Raw genomic sequence first — 19,240 nt, 5'->3', positions numbered from 1 at the left:
GGCAGTACGAGAAGTGGGGCCATGCTGGCCTTTAACGATTAACCCAAGGTTAACCCGGATCGTTGCAAGCGTTTGCCTGGGTCAGCAGATGAAACACCGCGACATACTGTCAGCTTGACTTTGCGGACAGGTAAATTTTCCTGTATAAAACTGACTTTATGGTCAGCTTCATGCTGTTCCCCGCGGGCTGGCCCCTTCCGAGTACTCCGACACAAGAATCAAAAGATGGGCAGACACCGCTCTGCCCAGAGGATCAAGCATGTCCAACCGTGATATTTCCCGGCGCTCCTTCCTGCAAGGTGGCCTGATCGCCGGTGTCGGCGTGACGATGGCGCCGCTCGGCAGCCAGGCGTTCGCCGCGCTGATGGAGGACCGCGTCACCACCTCGCCGCAGAAGTGGATGAACCATGACGGCAAGGCGCGTTTCCGTAACGATGCGCTGTCCAAGGTGTGCGGCAACAAAGTCTTCGCCCGCGACATCCGCGCCAAAGACATGCCCGGCTGGCCCGCCCAGCAAGGCCACGCCATGCTGCTCAAGACCACCAAGGCCGACCGCATCTATGCGGGCTTCGACCTCGGCTTGCTCGGCGCCGAGCTGCAGCCGGACCGCATCGTCACCGCCGCCGACCTGGAAAAGGACGGCATTGCCTGGCCCGAAGCGCATTCGCCAGACCCGCTGCTGCCCCCAGGCAAGGTGCCGATGTTCATCGGCCACCCGGTGGCGATCCTGATCTGGAACGACTTCGAGCGTTTCCGCCAGGCCAAGCGCAAGCTGCAGTTCAACGACAAGGCGATCCGCTACGGCGCCCAGGCTCCGCTGTACCAGCGTGACCCGTACGGCAGCTTCCGTTTCGTGCGCGTGGGCGGTGCCACGCCGTTCGACGAGGATGAGTTCTCCAGCCTGAAGAACACCATGCTGTTCCCGACCATCCTCAACCGCAAACCGGTGTGGTCCAAGCAGCCCAACCAGCACGGCGACCTGACCGAGCAGGGCCTGTTCTACGCCAAGCGCATTGGCGAGCAACTGGACAACCCACCGCAAGACTGGCTGGTGTTCGACGAGCGCTACAAAACCCCGTCCATCGAGCCGGCCGCGCTTGAGCCGGACAACGGCAACGGCTGGTACGACGCCGCCACCGGCACGCTGCATTTCGTCGTGGCCACCCAGTGCCCGTTCGAAGTGGCGCAGGAATGCGTGCACATGATCAAGCCGTCGCGCTTCGCCCTGAAAAACCTCAACATGCACCCGGGCTACACCGTTGGCTACGGCTCCAAAGACAACAACATCTTCGTCTTCTACGCCGCAGTCGCTGCGTTGTATGGCGCCGGTGTGCCGATCCGCCTGGCCAACGACCGCTACGAGCAGTTCCAGAGCGGCATCAAGCGCCATGCCTTCGACATCCGCTACCAGCTGGCCGTGGACAAGAAGGACAACAGCTTCAAGATCTTCCGCGCCGACATGAGCTGCGACGGCGGTGGCCGGATCAACTACAGCCCCTCGGTGGCCGCAGTTGGCGCCACGGCGGCGCAGTCGATCTACTACATGCCTCAGAACGACCTGTCCGTCACTGCCTACCACTCGCGTGGCGTCGAGGCCGGCTCCATGCGCGGTTACGGCACCCTGCAGACCATGGCCGCCACCGAAATGATGGTCGATGAAGTGGCTGGGCGACTGGGCGTCGATGCCATCGACCTGCGCCGTGCCAACGCGCTCAAATCGGGCATGAAGAACACCCAGGGCGCGGTCCCGGCCGGTGCCCTGCGTTTGCACGAGATCCTCGACAAGGCCGCCGCCCACGACTGGTGGCGCAACCGTGACGCACGCAAGCGCGAGATGGACGCCAATGACCAGGACCACTGGTACGGCGTCGGTTTCGCCATCTGCCAGAAAGACTTCGGCACCGGTTCCGAAGCGCCGATGGCCAGCATCGAGTTCACCGCCGATGGCCGCATCAGCCTGCGCCATATCGGCACCGAGCTGGGCACCGGCATGTCCACCTCCCAGGCCTTGGTGGTCAGCGACTTCCTCGGCCGCTCGGCCGATGAGGTGAAGACCGCCGCCACCGAGTGGCCGGAGCTGCAACTGACCACCAGCGGCAACCCCTACCTGATCAGCCAGGCCGAGCAGGATGCCGCACTGCGCGACCCACGCTGGGTCGGCAAGCTGGCGTCGCCATCGTCGGCGACCAACTCGGCCTTCTATTTCAGCCACGCCACCCGTGAAGCGGCGCGCGTGCTGTTCAACCACGGCTTGTGGCCCGCCGCCCTGTCGCTGTGGCGCCAAGGCCCGTTCGGCGGCCAGGCCAACCCGCTGGTAGTGCGCCGCGAGAACGCGGTGTGGGTCAACGGTGAACTGACCGGCAACGGCCTGGCGCCGATCCCGTTCGCCGAACTTGCGAAGAAAGCCCATGAAATGGGCCTGGTGACTGGCGTCAGCGTGCATGGCTTCAACCGCTGGAGCTGGGCCGAGGCCGATTTCGTCATCGACGGCGTGCGCGAGCGCTTCCCGCTCGATGCGGTCGCTGTGAAGTATGGCGACGGTGCGCCGAACGCCAAGAAAGCGCAGATGACCAGCAACGGCTTCCACCTGCTCGACCGGCAGAACGCGGCCTATCCGGCCACTCAGTTGAACAACGCCATGGTTACCTACTACAGCCCGGTGGCGACCATCGTCGAAGTGAAGGTCAACAAGGGCACCCGCGAAGTGCAGGTTCTCAACCACCACAGCTGGGTCGAATGCGGCCGCGTGCTGGTGCCGGAACTGGTCAAGGGCCAGCTCGAAGGCGGCATCGCCATGGGCATCGGCCATGCGCTGACCGAAGAGATGCCGCTGCACGAAGGCGGCCCGGGGGAGGGCGACTGGAATTTCAACCGCTATCGCCTGCCGTACGCCAAGGACGTGGCGGTGTGGAAACAGACTTCCGAGATCCTCCCGCCGCTGTCGCCGACCGACCCATCCAAGGGCATCGCCGAGGTGGTGATGATCCCGGTGGTCGGTGCCATCGGCAACGCCGTGGCCCATGCCATCGGCAAGCGTGTGCGTGACCTTCCGATTACTCCAGCCCGCATCAAGGAGGCCCTCAATGGCTAACCGTCCGCTTCAACTGACCCTCAATGGTCAACCTGTCGGTCCGGTCGAGGTCCCCGATGACCTGGCGATGATCGACTACCTGCACGAACACCAGAACCTCACAGGCTCGCGCCTGGGCTGCGGCCAGGGCATCTGCCACGCCTGCGTGGTGATCGTCGACAACCCCGACGGCACCTGCGAGGAAGTGCGCACTTGCATCACCGGCGCCCATTACTTCGAAGGCAAGCAGGTCCGCACCGTCGAGAGCCATGCCAAGCAGGACGAGGCCGGCAACGTTACGCTGAACCCGATCCAGCAGAAGTTCGTCGACCTGTTCGCCTTCCAGTGCAGCTACTGCGCACCGGGCTTCGTCAACGCGGCGACCGTGCTGGTGGAAAACGCCCAGCGCCAGCCGGTGAAGAAAAGCGAGCTGGAAGACCGTATCGAAGAGAGTCTGGGGCACCACATCTGCCGCTGCACCGGCTATGTGCGTTACTACGACGCCACCCGCACGGTCCTCAACGACCTCGGCCTGGTCAAGGAGGGTTGAGCATGGCGTTCGTACGTTCCAGCCTGGCGCTGGCGCTCGGCCTCGCGGTTTCGATGGCTGCCCAGGCGGATGACCCGGCGCAAATCAAGCGCGGCGAATACCTCGCCCGTGCTGCCGACTGCATGGCCTGCCACACCGCTGAAGGTGGCGCGCCCTATGCGGGCGGCCTGCCGATCCATTCGCCGTTCGGCACCATTTATGGCAGCAACATCACTTCGGACAAGCAGTACGGCATCGGCAACTACACCGGCGAAGAGTTCTTCGCCGCCGTCACCGAAGGCAAGCGCAAGGATGGCGCCAACCTGTACCCGGCCATGCCCTACACCTCGTACCACCTGATCAGCCGCGAAGACTCGGACGCGATCCTGGCCTACCTGATGACCGTGCCGCCGATCAACCGCCCGGCCCCGGAAACCAAGTTGAGCTTCCCGTTCAACGTGCGCCTGGGGTTGACCGGCTGGAACATGCTCTACGGCAAGAGCGTGCAGCTGCAACCCACCGAGGGCAAGAGCCCGGCGTGGCAGCGCGGCCAATACATGGTCGAAGTCATGGGCCACTGCGGCGAATGCCACACCCCGCGTAACCCGATCGGTGCGTTGCAGCAGGACCAGCGCCTGACCGGCGGCCTGCTCAACGGCTATCTGGCGCCGAGCCTGCTGGCCCAGGACCTGGCCGAGCGTGGCTGGACCCAGCCCGACCTGACCACCTTCCTCAAGCACGGCATCAGTGCCCAGGGCAGCATGTTCAACGAGATGTTCCCGGTGGTGCACCACAGCACCCAGCACCTGGAAGACGCCGACCTGTCGGCGATGGCCACCTACCTGCTGGGCGACCAGCCGCCAGCGGCCAAGGTCATCAAGGCCGTGCCAATGGACCAGCTCACCGACAGCGCCAAGCGCGGCCGCCAGCAGTACCTCAACGTCTGCGCCGGCTGCCACGGCGTCGACGGCGAGGGCAAGCCGCATATCGCCGTGGCCATGCAGGGCAACACGGTGCTGCGCCAGGAAGACTCGCGCAACCTGGTCAAGGCCATCGTCGACGGTATCCGTGAACAGCAGTTCACCGGCTTCGAACGCATGCAACCGATGCCGGGCTTCGCCGACAAGCTTAACGATGACCAGGTGACGGACATGGTCAACTACCTGCGTCAGGCCTGGGGTGGATTGCCCGGTGACCTGAGTGTGCAGCAGCTCGCCGAGCTGAAGGCAGAGTGATGCGTGCAACATCTTGATCTGCAGGTCGTGCGCCAGGCGTTGCAGTGGTCTTGCAACGGCCAGCGGGTGTGGTTGTGCACGGTGCTCGCCACCTACGGCTCGGCGCCTCGCGCGCCGGGCTCGTTGCTGGCGGTCAATGACGGCGGGCAATGGGTGGGTTCGTTGTCGGGCGGCTGCGTCGAGGACGATTTTCTCGAACGCGTAGCCCTGGGCGAGTTTCCCGAGCCGGTAGCGATCGTGCGATATGGCGATGGCAGCGACCGGCGTTCGAGCATTCGCCTGCCCTGTGGTGGCGTGCTCGACGTGCTGGTGGAAAACCTGCCGGCCGATTGCGAGGTGCAGGGGCACCTGCGGGAACTGCAAAGTGCCTTGCAGGGGCAGCGTCGGCTGGTGCGCGAAGTGAGCCTGCCCCATGGCGTTCGTCAGCTCACCAATGATGTAACCCAAGGCCCGCGTGTGGAGCGTGTTAGCGACCGCGTGCGGCTGCGGGTCGGCGCCGCCCAGCGCCTGCTGTTGGCCGGTTATTCCAGCGTTGCGCATTTTTGCGCCGAGTTCGCTAAGGGGATGGGCTTTGAAGTCATCCTCTGCGACCCGCGTGACGAGGTGCTCGAAGGCGTGGTGCTGGAGGGTGTCGAGGTGCGTCGCGAGTTGCCGTCGGAATTCATCGCCAACGGGGGTTGCCATGCCGACACGGCAGTGGTTGCATTGACCCACGACCCAAGAATCGATGACCTGGCCATGCTTGAAGCGGTGCGTACCGAGGCGTTCTACATTGGCGTGATGGGCTCCAAGGCTACTTCCGACAAGCGTCGCGAGCGGCTACAGCGCATTGGCGGCCTGAACAGCGACGAGCTGGCGCGCATTCATGCGCCTATCGGCCTGAACCTCGGTAGCAAGACCCCGGCTGAGATCGCGTTGGCGGTGCTGGCCGATATCCTGCGGATGCGTAACGGCATCGAGCGGGCAGCGTTGTGAGCGTCGTCGCGCTGGTATTGGCGGCAGGCAGCAGCGTGCGCTTCGGTGGCGACAAGCGCCGCGCCGGGCTTGCTGACGGTCGCAGCCTGCTGATGCATAGCGTCGAGCGGGCTTGCGCGGTATTCAGTGACGTGCGCGTGGTAGTGCGTGCGGGCGAGCGGGGCGAGGATCTGGGGTTGCCTGCTGACTGCCGGATTATTACCAGCCCGGAGGCTGCCTCGGGCATGGGCCATAGCCTGGCAGCCGGTGCGGCGTCGCTGGCTGACAGTGAGGCGCAGGCTGTGGGCATTCTGCTTGGCGACATGCCCTGGATCGAACCGGCGACGCTACGTGGCTTGGCTGAGGTAGCCACGGCATCGACCATCGTGTTGCCACGGCACAGCGGCCAACAGGGGCATCCGGTGATTTTCGGGCGTGATTTCTGGTCGGAGTTGACGCAGTTGCGCGGTGATGAAGGGGCGCGGTCGGTGGTGAAGGCTCATCGGGATCGCTGTGTGGTGCTGGAGCTGGAAGATGCAGGCGTGCTACGGGATATCGATACGCCGGAAGATGTATTGGGGTAGCGGGTGCATGGCTTGAGGTTTTTGGTGCCCTTCAGATCGAGCGCCGCCCGCGCGGCGCATCGCGGATGAATCCGCTCCTACGGTCTACCTCCGGCCAATTTTGTCAGTGTTATCTCCGCTGTCAGCCTTGGTGCATGGCTTGATATCGAGTTGTACACACAAGGCGGACAGCGAAGATGCCACAGGCATGAATGGCCGAAGGTAGACCGTAGGAGCGGATTCATCCGCGAAGCGCCGCGCGGGCGGCGCTCGATCTCAAGGGCGCCACACCCCTCAAGGCAAACGCCCCAAAAAAAGCCCATAATCCCCCCTTAATCCGCAAATAGTGCAATCCCAGCCACACCACTCCGGGAGCCCCACCATGCACGTTCTGCTCTGCGAGGACGACGACCTGATCGCCAGCGGCATCTGCGCCGGCCTCACCGCCCAGGGCCTTACCGTCGACCGCGTGGCCAACGCCGCCAGCGCCCGGGCCATGCTCCAGGCCGCGCAGTTCGACGTGATGATCCTCGACCTCGGCCTGCCCGACGAAGACGGTCTCAAGCTGCTGCGCCGCCTGCGCCAGCAGGGCGTCGACCTGCCAGTGCTGGTGCTGACCGCCCGCGATGCGGTCACCGACCGGGTGGATGGCCTGCAGGCCGGCGCCGACGACTACCTGCTCAAACCCTTCGACCTGCGCGAACTGGCCGCGCGCTTGCACACCCTGCTGCGACGGGTGGCGGGGCGGGCGGTGAACGTGATCGAGCATGGCCCGCTGCGCTACGACCCGAGCAGCTGCGATGCGACCCTGGCTGGTGTGCATGTCGACCTGTCGCGGCGCGAACAGGCCTTGCTTCAGGCCTTGTTGCAGAACCCCGGCCGGGTGCTGTCCAGCGAGCAGCTCAAGGACTGCGTGTACGGCTTCAGCGACGAAGTCGAAAGCAATGCCCTCAACGTGCATATCCACCACCTGCGCCGCAAGCTCGGCAACAGCATCGTCGAGACCGTGCGCGGCCTGGGTTATCGCCTTGGCCCGGCGCAGGCGCCCGAGGAGGCGGCATCATGAGCCTGCGGGTTCGCCTGAGCCTGATCCTCGGCAGTGCCTTCATCATCATCTGGGTGCTGGCCGCCGCCTGGATGCTGCGCGACCTGCGCCAGCAGATGATGTTCTCCCTCGACCAGCGCCTGGTGGCCTCGGCACGCATGGTCGCCGGGCTGATCGACCAGCTGCCGCAGCCTTTGGCGTCCAAGGGCGAGGATGCGCACTTTTCCGCCGACCAGTTCAGCGTGCCCGACGGCATGGCCTGCCAGGTGAGTTCGCTGCGCGGCGAAATCCTCGCCAGCAACCACAAGCACGACGGCGCCATGGATGACGAGCGCAGCGGCTTCCGTGACCAGACCATCGATGGCGCGTCCTGGCGCACCTTTACCTACAACCATGGCGATGTGCGTATCACCACCGCCGACCGCCACATGGAGCGGGAGGCGTTGAACCAGTCGATCCTGCTGGCCGCCTCGGCGCCGGTACTGATGGCCTTGCTCGGCAGCCTGGGGCTGGTGTGGATCGGCCTGGGCAAAGGGCTGGAACCGCTCAACCGCATGCGTGATGCCCTGCGCCGGCGGCGAGCCGATAGCGTCGAGCCGCTGCAGGTGGCTGGCTTGCCCAGCGAGCTGCAACCGTTGCTCGATACCCAGAACCAGCTGTTCCTGCGCATCGCTCAGACTATCGAGCGCGAGCGTCGCCTGACCGACGACGCCGCCCACGAACTGCGCAGCCCGCTGACCGCGATCAAGACCCATCTGCAGGTCGCGCGCATGACCGACGGCGCGGTGCGCGAGCAGGCGCTGGAGCATGCCGAGCAGGGCACCGACCGCATGCACCGCACCCTGGAGCAACTGCTGATGCTGGCGCGGGTGGAGGGTAGCCTGTCGTTCGAAGATGGCGTGCAGTGCAGCGCCGAGCAGGTCGCCCGCCAAGCGGTGCAGGATGCCGGTGGTGGTGACAATCGACGTATCGTTCTGCGCCTGCCGGAGGAGGCCACACGCATCTACCTGGGCATGCCCGCGCCCCTGGCCGTGGCGGCCTTGCGCAACTTGCTGGACAACGCCCTGCGCCATGGCGGTGATACCGAGGTGGAGCTGGAGGTGCAGATGGCCGATGGGCAAGTGGGCTTCATGGTGCGCGACCATGGGCCGGGGATTGCCGCCGATGATCTGCAGCACCTGACCGAACGCTTCTGGCGTCATGGCCAGAGCGGCGGCTGCGGGCTGGGCCTGGCGATCGTCCAGGCGATCGTGCAGCGGTGTGCCGGCAGCCTGCGTTTCGACAGCCAGAGCGATGGCTTACGGGTGCTGCTGCAGGTCCCGGCTCGCTCAAGCTGATCTTTCGTCTGTACCGGCCCTTTCGCGGGGCAAGCCCGCTCCCACAGAACCTGAATACACCGGTATGCCTGTGGGAGCGGGCTTGTCCCGCGAATGGGCCAGCACAGGCCATAAAAAAATCCCACACCAACCGCTAAATCCGCCCCGCAGCCAAGCGTTTTCCAAGCGACAACTACCCGCACATTCGCTTGCTTGCGAGGATTTACCCATGTCCACCGCTTCCAGCCTTGCCCAGGTTCCGCCGGCCAGCGCGCCGCAGCCGCTGTACGAGTTCACCGACTCACCCTTGCTGCAACGCCAGCAGCAACAGGAATCCAACGCCCGCAGCTACCCGCGACGTATCCCGCTGGCGCTCAAGCGCGCCCGTGGCATTCATGTCGAGGATGTCGAAGGCCGTCAGTTCATCGACTGCCTGGCCGGCGCCGGCACCTTGGCCCTGGGCCACAACCACCCGGTGGTGATCGAGGCGATCCAGCGGGTGCTGGCCGATGAAATACCGCTGCACACCCTGGACCTGACCACGCCGGTCAAGGACCGCTTCGTCCAGGACCTGTTCGGCATCCTGCCCGAAGCGCTGCGCCGCGAGGCCAAGGTGCAGTTCTGCGGGCCGACCGGTACCGACGCCGTGGAGGCCGCGCTCAAGCTGGTGCGCAGCGCCACCGGCCGTAGCGCCGTGCTGGCCTTCCAGGGCGCCTACCATGGCATGAGCCAAGGTGCGTTGAGCCTGATGGGCAGTCATGGGCCCAAGCAGCCGCTGGGGGCGTTGCTCAGCAATGGCGTGCAGTTCATGCCATACCCCTACGACTACCGTTGCCCGTTCGGCCTGGGTGGCGAAGCCGGGGTCAAGGCCAACCTGCATTACCTGGAAAACCTGCTGCTCGACCCGGAAAGCGGCGTGCCGTTGCCCGCTGCAGTGATCCTCGAAGTGGTGCAGGGCGAGGGCGGTGTGGTGCCTGCCGATATCGAATGGCTCAAAGGCGTGCGACGCATCACCGAGCAGGCCGGCGTGGCGATGATCGTCGATGAGATCCAGAGCGGTTTCGCCCGCACTGGGCGGATGTTCGCCTTCGAGCACGCCGGCATCGTGCCGGATGTGGTGACCCTGTCCAAGGCCATCGGCGGCAGCCTGCCGTTGGCGGTGGTGGTCTACCGCGACTGGCTCGACACCTGGAAACCGGGCGCCCATGCCGGCACCTTCCGCGGCAACCAGATGGCCATGGCCGCTGGCTCTGCGGTGATCGACTACCTGGTCGAGCACCGCCTGGCCGAGCACGCTGAAGCCATGGGTCAGCGCCTGCGCGGGCACCTGCAGGTGCTGCAGAAGGATTATCCGCAGCTGGGTGATATTCGCGGCCGTGGCCTGATGCTCGGGGTTGAACTGGTCGACCCGCAAGGCCTGTGCGGTGTGCTTGGCCACCCACCGGCCAATCGGGGACTGGCGCCCAAGGTGCAGCGTGAATGCCTCAAGCGCGGGCTGATCCTCGAACTGGGCGGCCGACACGGCGCGGTGGTGCGCTTCCTGCCGCCGCTGATCATCAGTGGGCAGCAGATCGACGAAGTGGCGCAGCGGTTTGGCGACGCGCTGGCGGCGGCAGTCTGACACTTACTGGGGGTCGCAAGACGGCCCCCAGCTGTTGTTCCGATCAATCGAACGTTCGCCCGGCTCGCCAGTAGCCCATCAGCGTCAGGCATTCACGCTGCAGCCTTCGCTCCTTGATCAGGTGCCGACGGATATCCATCACCGCCGCTGATTCCCCGGCCACCCAGGCGTAGAACTCGCTGCGGGTGGAACTGGACCGGTCCCAGAGAATGCGTTTCTCGATATCCACCTCTTCCAGCCGACCACCGGGGGCCGCCTGGCCCTGCGGCAGGCTGGCCAACTCACGCACGGCATGCTGCATGGCTTGGCCATGGGCGCACTGCAGCGTATCGCGCGGCAACCAATGCAGGCGGGTGGCTGGGCTGTGGCGCAGGGCCAGGCAGTCACTCTCCAGTGGCACTTCGACGAATGCCTCGACGGCGAGGTCGGGTTGTTCATCGGCCAACTGTTCGAGAATGCCGGCAATAGCCGGCAGGGCCGTCTCGTCACCGGCCAGCAGCACGTTGCGCACGCCCTGGGGTGGCTTCCATTCGTAACCGCCGGGGTCGCCGGCATGGGCCAGGTTCGGTGCAAGCATCTGCAGGGGGTCGCCGACCTTGGCCTGGGTAGCCCAGGCCGAAGCGGGGCCGTTCACCCCATGCAGGACGAAGTCGACGTCGACTTCCAGGGCTTCCGGGCGCAGGGCTCTGATGGTGTAGGTGCGCATGGGGGGGCGCTGCTGGGGTGAGAGCGCGCTGTGCGCGGCTTTCCAGTGGCTGCCGTTGGGCAGCAGCGGCAGCGAGCCGTCAGGCGCAGGAAAAAACAGCTTTACCCGCTGGTCGGGCGCAAGGCTGCTCATGACGGCCACGTTCTGGCCGGTGAATACCAGGCGGGTCAACGAGGGTGAGAGGGTGATGCGTTGCTTGAGCTGCAGGTCGAACAGGCGATAGGGGCTGATGACTGCGCCGTGGTCGCCGGTCAGGCGGCGCAAGCCTTGCTGAATTGCCTGGGTGAAGCGGGAGGGATTGGACATGCACAGGTCCTCTTGCAGGGGCGGCTTTCTCTGTGGACGAGTGGCCGCCGCTGCAAATTACCGACGCCGCTTACCCGCCGCGCCCGGAGTTGACCCAGAAATTCACCGACAGCGAAGTCGACACCGACTCGACCTGGTGGAACCAGCCTTCGGGCAGGAACAACAGGTCGCCGGCTTCTAGTAGCACGCGCAGGAAGGTGACCGCGCGCGCATCGGGGAAACGCTGGTAATCCGGCGCATCGGGGTTGAAGTCGCAGCCATCCAGGCCGCCTTTGGGGGCGGTCGACCAGGTGCCGAGTGCCGGTCGATGGTGCGGGGCGGCGAGGATGAACGACTTGTGCCCCCAGACCTGGGCGAACAGGTTGTCGGTGTCATCGCGGTGCAGGGGTGTGAGCGTGCCCTTGGGGCCGATCCAGATGCGCGGCGCGATATACAGCGAGCGCTCGAAGTAGGGCGGATGTTGGATCAGCTCCAGCAGTTGGGCCGGAACGATGTTGTTGCCCATGTAGGCAGGGGGTGCGCTGGCGTCGCTGGGTGGCGGCGGGTTGTCCAGCGAATGGATGAAATCTGCCATCGAGGTGGAGCGGAAGTCGCGATCGGTGGAGAAGGTCTTCTTCACATAGTCGCCGTGGCGGGTAATGCCCTGCAGTTCGGCGAAGTGCACCAGCGACGCCTGGCGGTCAAGGTTGAACAGCTTCCACTCGCGCAGGGCGTCGCTGATCACCAGGGGCGTGCCGTTGGGCAGGTAATCGCGGCGAAACCGTTCGACGCTCATCTGCGCCGCAGGAATGCGCTGCACCACGGTGAGTGGGGGCTGGCTCGCCGACAGGCGCTCACTGTAGCGTGGTGGTGTGGCATAGCGCTGGTTCATCTCGGTCTTCTGCGCAGCCACGCCTCTGCGCGCCTGATCGATGATCTGTGGCAGCAGGGTGGCCAGGCCAAGGTTGCCGCCGATTTTCAGCCGGCCGCTCGCGAACAGCTCTTCGACATTGGCGCTGCCGGCCATGATCCCCAGCAAGTCCTGCTGGGAGACCTCGAGGGTCACGTCCGGCGCTGCATGCCGGCCAGGCTCGATACGCGGCGGGTCGCCTGCTTCGCACCAGTAGGCGTGCTGCGGGCTGAACACGAACTGAAAGATGCCTTGGACACCGACGGCGCCAGCATTGGCGAACAGTTTGGTCAGCGAGGTTTGCAGATCCATGGCAAGGCCTCTTCGTAAGGGGATGGATGTGAGAAGGGAACGAAGGGCCTTGCGCGGAATTTAGCGCGCAGTCGCAAGGCTTGCGCGCCGTACCTACGCTGTTGCACAGGGTTAATTTTTTGCATGTTGTATCCGTTTCGTAGGGATAGCCGGGCACTGCCCGTGGTACCTCACTCGTACGGAAGCAATCTGATGAATGCCGAAAAGTCCCTGCAACTGGCCCGCCGTTTCATCGAACTGCCGCTGGAAAAGCGCCGCCTGTTCCTTGATGGCCTGGCCAGGGAGGGCATCGACTTTTCCCAGTTTCCCATTCCTGCGGACGTGGCGGCCGAGGACCGCCTGGCGCCGTCCTACGCGCAGCAACGCATGTGGGTACTCTGGCAGCTGGACCCACAGGGCGGCGCCTACAACCTGCCGGGAGCGGTACGGCTCAAGGGCACGCTGGACACGTCGGCCCTGCAGCAGGCCTTTGTGACGTTGCTCGAGCGCCACCACAGCTTGGCCTGTGTGTTTGTACCGCAAGCCGACGAAAGTCTGGCGCAGGTGATGCGTCCGGCCCAGCCGCAGATCCAGCGCCTGGACCTGAGCGCGCTCGCCGAACCCGCCCGCGAGGCCCGTATACACGCTGAAGTGGAGGCCGAATCGCTGCGCCCGTTCGACCTGCAGCACGGGCCGCTGCTGCGCATCCGCCTGCTGCACCTGGGTGAGCAGGAGCACGTGTTGTTGCTTACCCTGCACCATATCGTCTCCGATGGTTGGTCGATGAATGTGCTGATCGAGGAATTCAGCCGCTGCTACGACGCCTTCGCGGCCGGCGAGCGACCCCACCTGCCGGCCCTGCCGATCCAGTATGTCGATTACGCCTTGTGGCAGCGGCGCTGGCTTGAGGCGGGAGAGCTGGAGCGCCAGTTGGCCTACTGGCAGGCCACGCTGGGTGACCAACAGCCGGTGCTGGAGCTGCCGCTTGACCATGCACGGCCGGCCACCCCGAGCTTTCGCGGCAACCGCCTGGAGTTCGCCATCGATTCGGACCTGGCCGAACAACTGCGCAGCTTCGCCCGCCAGCACAACCTGACGTTGTTCATGCTGCTGCTGGCGGGGTTCGGCCTGTTGTTGCAGCGCTACACGGGCCAGGCCGATTTGCGCATCGGCAGCCCGGTGGCCAACCGCAACCGCAGCGAAATCGAAGGGTTGATCGGCCTGTTCGTCAATACCCAGGTACTGCGCCTGCAACCGGATGCGCAGGGTGACGTGCGCGGTTACCTGCAGGCGGTTCGCCAGACCGTACTCGGTGCCCAGGCCCATCAGGATTTGCCGTTCGAACGCCTGGTCGATGCGCTGAAGGTCGAACGCAGCCTAGCCCATGCGCCGCTGTTCCAGGTGATGTACAACCATCAGCCGCAAGTCGCCGACTTGGCCGCCGTGCGCCTGGCAACGGGCCTGGAGCTCTCAGTCCTGCAATGGCGCAGCCGCACCACCCAGTTCGACCTCAGCCTGGATACCTTTGAGCAGGGCGGGGTGCTGCAGGCTGCCTTCACCTACGCCTGTGACCTGTTCGACGCCACCACGGTGCAGCGCATGGCCGAGCATTGGCAGGCCCTGCTGCGCGCCCTGGTGGCGCAGCCGCAGGCTGCCTTGTGGCAGCTGCCGATGCTCGACCCGGCGAGCCTGCACACCGTGCTACACACGTGGAACGCCACCACCACCGACTACCCGCTGCAGCGTGCCGTACACCAGCTGATCGAGGGCCAGGTGCAGCGCACGCCACAAGCGCCGGCGCTGGTGTTTGGCGACAGGTTGCTGAGCTATGCCGAGCTGGATGCCCAGGCCAATCGCCTAGCCCATTACCTGCGTGCCCAGGGCGCAGGCCCCGACCGCCTGGTCGGTATCAGCGTGCAGCGTAGCGTCGAAATGGTGGTGGGCCTGTTGGCCATCCTCAAGGCCGGCGCAGCCTATGTGCCGCTCGACCCGGAATACCCCGAGGAGCGCCTGGCCTACATGATCGAGGACAGCGGCATCGAGCTGCTGCTGACCCAGCAGGCGCTGCTGGATCGCCTGCCGGTGCCGGCCGGCGTCAGTTGCGTTGCCCTCGACCGCTTGAGGCTGGACGCACTGCCAGCCACGGCGCTGAACCTGCCGGTGGTTTCCAGTCAGTTGGCCTATGTGATCTACACCTCCGGGTCCACCGGTCGCCCCAAAGGTGCGGGCAACAGCCATGCGGCGCTGAGCAACCGGCTGTGCTGGATGCAGCAGGCCTATGGCCTGGATGGCCGAGATACCGTACTGCAGAAGACCCCGTTCAGTTTCGACGTGTCGGTGTGGGAATTCTTCTGGCCGCTGATGACCGGCGCCCGCCTGGCGGTGGCCGCGCCGGGCGCACACCGCGACCCGGCGCAGTTGATCGCGACCATTCAACGGCATCGGGTCAGCACCCTGCATTTCGTCCCGTCGATGCTCCAGGCGTTTATCCATGAGCCCGGTGTCGAGGCCTGTGCCAGCTTGCGGCGGATCGTTTGCAGTGGCGAAGCGCTGCCGGTGGATGCCCAGCAGCAGGTGTTCGGCAAGCTGCCGCAGGCCGGACTGTTCAATTTGTACGGCCCCACCGAGGCGGCCATCGACGTGACTCACTGGACGTGCGTCGAGGAGGGCCGCGACAGCGTGCCCATCGGCCAGCCTATCGCCAACATCCGTACCTACGTGCTCGATGCAGGGCTTGAGCCGGTCGCCCCTGGCGTGGCCGGTGAACTCTACCTGGGCGGTGTCGGCCTAGCCCGCGGTTACCACCGTCGCCCGGGGTTGACCGCCGAGCGCTTCGTCGCTGACCCCTTTGCCAGTGGCGAGCGCCTGTACCGTACCGGCGACCGCGTGCGCCAGCGCGGGAATGGCGTCATCGAGTACCTGGGCCGCTTCGACCACCAGGTGAAAATCCGTGGTTTGCGCATCGAGCTGGGCGAAATCGAAGCGCGCCTGGCCCAGCATCCGAGTGTCCGTGAGGCCGTGGTGCTGGCCGTCGATGGCAAGCAACTGGTCGGCTACCTGGTGCTCAACCAGCAAGATCAAGGCTGGCAACAGGTGCTCAAGGACTGGCTGCTGCAGGCATTGCCCGAGTTCATGGTGCCCACCCATCTGCTGGCGCTGGACCGCCTGCCGCTGACACCCAACGGCAAGCTTGACCGCAAGGCCTTGCCGCAGCCGCAGGCCAGTGGCAACGGCGCTTACGTCGCCCCCATCGATGAAACCCAGCGCATCCTGGCCGAGCTCTGGTGCGCGGCACTTGGGGTTGAACAGGTCGGCATCGACGACAACTTCTTTGAACTGGGCGGCGATTCGATCATCGCCATCCAGGTGGTCAGCCGCGCCCGTCGCCAAGGCCTGCAGTTCAACCCGCGCGACCTGTTCCAGTACCAGACCGTGCGCAGCCTGGCGGGCGCGGCAGGGCAGGCCGTGGAGGTCGCAGCGCAGCAGGGGCAGGTGCAGGGTGAGGCACTGCTGAGCCCGATCCAACGGCAGTTCTTCGCCCAGGCCATGCCCGTGCGTAGCCACTGGAACCAATCGCTGCTGTTGACCCCGCGCCAGGCGCTGGAGCCGCAACGCCTTGCGGCGGCCCTGGCGCAGGTACTGCGTCAGCACGACGCCCTGAACCTGCGTTTCAGTGAGCAGGACGGCCGCTGGCAGGCCTGGCATGCCGAGGGCGAGCAGGGGTTGCCTTTTTCCCTGCATCAGGTCGCCGATGAACAGGCCCTGGCCGAGCTCTGCCAGGCCACCCAGCGCAGCCTCGACCTGGCCAGCGGACCACTGCTGCGCGCCGCGCTGGCGCAGTTGACCGATGGCAGCCAGCGCCTGTTGCTGGTCATTCACCACCTGGTGGTCGATGGCGTGTCCTGGCGGGTTTTGCTCGAAGACTTGCAGCAGGCGTACCAGCAGGCGCCACTGCCGGCCAAGACCAGCGCCTGGCAGGACTGGGCGGCGCGGCTGCCGGCCTTGGCCGAGCGCCATGCCGACGAACTCGACTACTGGTGCGCGCAGACCGTGGCCGCCGAGCTGCCGTGCGACAACCCGCAGGGCCTGGCCAGCAATCGCCACGGCCGCACGCTGGAAGCCCGCTTCGACGCCGCCTTCACCCGCCAGTTGCTGCAAGAAGCGCCAGCGGCCTACCGCACCCAGGCCAACGACCTGTTGCTGACCGCGCTGGCCCAGGCCGTGGCCGACTGGAGTGGCCAGGCCGAGGTACTGATCCAGCTCGAGGGGCATGGCCGCGAAGAGGTGTTCGATGACATCGACCTGTCGCGCACGGTGGGCTGGTTCACCACGCTGTTCCCGGTGCGCCTGAACCCCACGCAGGCACCGGGCAGTGCCGTCAAGACAATCAAGGAACAACTGCGCAGCGTGCCGCAGAAGGGGCTGGGCCATGGCCTGCTGCAACAGCTCGGCACCCCAGCGCAGCGCCAGGCCCTGGCCGGGCTTGCCACGCCACGCATCACCTTCAACTACCTGGGGCAGTTCGACCAGCAGTTCGATGAGCGGGCACTGTGGGCGCCGGCGGCCGAGCGCAGTGGTGCGGGCCAGGATGCCGACGCGCCGCTCGCCAACTGGCTGACGGTCGAAGGCCAGGTGTATGCCGGCGAGCTGGCGCTGCAGTTCGGTTTCAGTGAGCAGATGTACCAGCAGGAAACGATCGCCCAGCTGCTCGACGGCTTCCGCACGCGGCTGCGGGCGTTGGTCGAGCACTGCTGCCAACTGCCCGCGCCACAGGCGACGCCCTCGGACTTCCCGCTGGCGCGGATCGACCAGGCCAGCCTGGATGCGCTGGCCCTGCCGCTGGGCGAGGTAGAGGACTTGTACGGCCTGTCGCCGATGCAGCAAGGCATGTTGTTCCATAGCCTGGTCGATCCACACGGCGGCAGCTACATCAACCAATTGTGCGTGCGTGTCGAGGGTGTCGATGCCGAGCGTTTTCGTGCGGCCTGGCAGGCCTGCCTGCAGGCGCATGCCATGTTGCGCAGCGGTTTTGTCTGGGGCGGCCTGCTCGAGCAGCCCTTGCAGCGGGTGCAACGCCACCTTGAGCTGCCATTCAGTTACCTGGACTGGCGCGGGCGTGAGGATGCCGAGAGCGCCGTTCAGGCTCTCGCCGAAGATGAGTACCAACGCGGCTTCGACCTGCGCCAGCCGCCGCTGTTGCGGGTAGTGCTGGTGCGCTTGAGCGACCAGCAGTGCCAGCTGGTCTATACCCATCACCACCTGCTAATGGACGGCTGGAGCAATGCTCAGCTGCTGGCCGAGGTGGTGCAACGCTATGAGGGGCAGGCGGTGGATGCCGCCCCGGCGCGCTTCGCCGATTACATCGCCTGGTTGCAGGCCAAAGGCACGGCGGCCAGTGAAGGGTTCTGGCGCGAACAATTGCAAGCGCTCGAGAGCCCGACCCGGCTGGCCCAGGCATTGCCGCGCGACGAGGCAGGCGCAGGGTTTGCCGATCATTACCTGCAGTTGCCGGCTGCTGCGCTGCTGCGCCTGGAAGCCATTGGCAGGCAGCACAAGGTTACCCTCAACACCCTGGTGCAGGCCGCCTGGCTGCTGTTGCTGCAGCGCTACACCGGGCAGGCGACCGTGTGTTTCGGTGCCACAGTGGCCGGGCGCCCAGCACACCTGCCGGGGATCGAACGGCAAATCGGGTTGTTCATTAACACCTTGCCGGTGGTTGGCCAGCCACGGCCGCAGCAATCCTTGGCCGACTGGCTGCAACAGGTGCAGGCCCTCAACCTGGGCCTGCGCGAGCATGAGCATACGCCGCTGGCCGACGTGCAGCGCTGGCACGGCCAGGGTGGCGAGGCGCTGTTCGACACCTTGGTGGTCTTTGACAACTACCCGGTCTCCGAAGCCCTCGGCCAGGCCGGCGGCGAGGTTCGCTTCCTGGGGCTTGAGCACCGCGAACATACCCATTACCCACTGACCCTGGCCGTCGGCCAGGGCGACGGGCTGCTACTGCACCTGAGTTATGACCGCGCTCAGTTCGATGGCGCCAGGGTCGATCGGCTGGCGCGTCATCTTGCGCAGTTGCTCGACAGCTTCTGTGGCGATGCTGGGCAAGCGCTGGGCAGCCTGAGGATGATGGATGCCGACGAAAGCCAGGCATTGCTCGAGGGCTTCAACGCCACGGCTACCCACTACCCGCTGGACACCCCGGTGCATCGCCTGATCGAGGCCCAGGTCGCCCGCACCCCGGACGCCGAGGCGCTGCGCTTCGGTGAGTACGGCCTGAGCTATGCGCAGCTCGATGCGCGCGCCAACCAGCTGGCCCACAAGCTGCAGGAGCAGGGCGTCGGCCCCGATGTGCTGGTCGGCATCGCCGCCGAGCGCAGCCTCGAAATGGTGGTCGGGCTGCTGGCGATTCTCAAGGCCGGGGGTGCCTATGTGCCGCTGGACCCGGACTACCCGGCAGAGCGCCTGAGCTACATGTTCGAAGACAGCGGCATCCAGCTGTTGCTGAGCCAGAGCCATCTGCAGTTGCCCCTGCCGCCCGGTCTGAACGTGCTGCAGCTGGATACGCTGGCCCTGCAGGCCTACCCCAGCGAGCGCCCGCTGCAGGCGGTGAGCCCGGAAAGCCTCGCCTACGTGATCTACACCTCGGGCTCCACCGGCAAGCCGAAAGGCGCCGGCAACCGCCACAAGGCGCTGACCAACCGGCTGTGCTGGATGC

11 protein-coding genes are annotated in these 19,240 nt (G+C 65.8%); 9 read left to right on the top strand and 2 right to left on the bottom strand.

The genetic code is table 11. From position 1 onward, the window contains the following. The first annotated feature begins 259 nt into the window (after nucleotides 1-259). The 8 genes from ACIPZF_RS22830 (at nucleotide 260) to ACIPZF_RS22795 (ending at nucleotide 10,333) form a co-directional block, all read left to right on the top strand. Nucleotides 260-3,091: a xanthine dehydrogenase family protein molybdopterin-binding subunit gene (locus ACIPZF_RS22830; protein ID WP_400803543.1), complete on the top strand. Its 2,832-nt coding sequence runs from the start codon at nucleotides 260-262 to the stop codon at nucleotides 3,089-3,091. Beyond that, nucleotides 3,084-3,620 carry a (2Fe-2S)-binding protein gene (locus ACIPZF_RS22825; RefSeq protein ID WP_400803540.1) on the top strand — a complete coding sequence of 179 codons (537 nt, stop codon included), beginning with the start codon at nucleotides 3,084-3,086 and terminating at the stop codon, nucleotides 3,618-3,620. The genes ACIPZF_RS22830 and ACIPZF_RS22825 overlap by 8 nt, the downstream gene beginning before the upstream one ends. Before the next feature lie 2 nt (nucleotides 3,621-3,622). Next, the gene (locus tag ACIPZF_RS22820) at nucleotides 3,623-4,834 is read left to right on the top strand and encodes a c-type cytochrome (RefSeq protein WP_400803538.1); all 1,212 of its coding nucleotides are present in this window, start codon (nucleotides 3,623-3,625) and stop codon (nucleotides 4,832-4,834) included. A 3-nt stretch (nucleotides 4,835-4,837) separates the two neighbouring features. After that, the gene (locus tag ACIPZF_RS22815) at nucleotides 4,838-5,809 is read left to right on the top strand and encodes an XdhC family protein (RefSeq protein ID WP_400803535.1); all 972 of its coding nucleotides are present in this window, start codon (nucleotides 4,838-4,840) and stop codon (nucleotides 5,807-5,809) included. After that, nucleotides 5,806-6,372: a nucleotidyltransferase family protein gene (locus tag ACIPZF_RS22810; protein WP_400803532.1), complete on the top strand. Its 567-nt coding sequence runs from the start codon at nucleotides 5,806-5,808 to the stop codon at nucleotides 6,370-6,372. The genes ACIPZF_RS22815 and ACIPZF_RS22810 overlap by 4 nt, the downstream gene beginning before the upstream one ends. Nucleotides 6,373-6,733: 361 nt before the next feature. After that, nucleotides 6,734-7,417, top strand: coding sequence for a response regulator (locus ACIPZF_RS22805; RefSeq protein WP_400803529.1), 684 nt, complete (start codon nucleotides 6,734-6,736; stop codon nucleotides 7,415-7,417). Next, nucleotides 7,414-8,733, top strand: a complete 1,320-nt coding sequence (locus ACIPZF_RS22800; protein ID WP_400803526.1) for an ATP-binding protein — start codon at nucleotides 7,414-7,416, stop codon at nucleotides 8,731-8,733. The genes ACIPZF_RS22805 and ACIPZF_RS22800 overlap by 4 nt, the downstream gene beginning before the upstream one ends. A 208-nt stretch (nucleotides 8,734-8,941) precedes the next feature. Continuing rightward, nucleotides 8,942-10,333 carry an aspartate aminotransferase family protein gene (locus ACIPZF_RS22795; RefSeq protein ID WP_400803523.1) on the top strand — a complete coding sequence of 464 codons (1,392 nt, stop codon included), beginning with the start codon at nucleotides 8,942-8,944 and terminating at the stop codon, nucleotides 10,331-10,333. Nucleotides 10,334-10,376: 43 nt separating this feature from the next. On the opposite strand, the gene ACIPZF_RS22790 is transcribed toward ACIPZF_RS22795, so the two are convergent. Then, on the bottom strand, nucleotides 10,377-11,345 hold the full coding sequence (locus ACIPZF_RS22790; RefSeq protein WP_400803521.1) for a siderophore-interacting protein: 969 nt from the start codon (nucleotides 11,343-11,345) through the stop codon (nucleotides 10,377-10,379). Nucleotides 11,346-11,415: 70 nt separating this feature from the next. Continuing rightward, on the bottom strand, nucleotides 11,416-12,546 hold the full coding sequence (locus ACIPZF_RS22785) for a cupin-like domain-containing protein (protein ID WP_400803518.1): 1,131 nt from the start codon (nucleotides 12,544-12,546) through the stop codon (nucleotides 11,416-11,418). Nucleotides 12,547-12,738: 192 nt separating this feature from the next. Between ACIPZF_RS22785 and ACIPZF_RS22780 the strand changes: the two genes are divergently transcribed. Then, on the top strand, nucleotides 12,739-19,240 hold a 6,502-nt coding region (locus ACIPZF_RS22780; RefSeq protein WP_400803516.1), incomplete at its 3' end, for an amino acid adenylation domain-containing protein.

This window comes from Pseudomonas sp. NPDC089752, from assembly GCF_044748725.1.
Lineage (GTDB): Bacteria > Pseudomonadota > Gammaproteobacteria > Pseudomonadales > Pseudomonadaceae > Aquipseudomonas.
The sequence above is the reverse complement of the archived record's forward strand: the minus strand, read 5'-3'. Positions and strand labels throughout refer to the sequence as shown.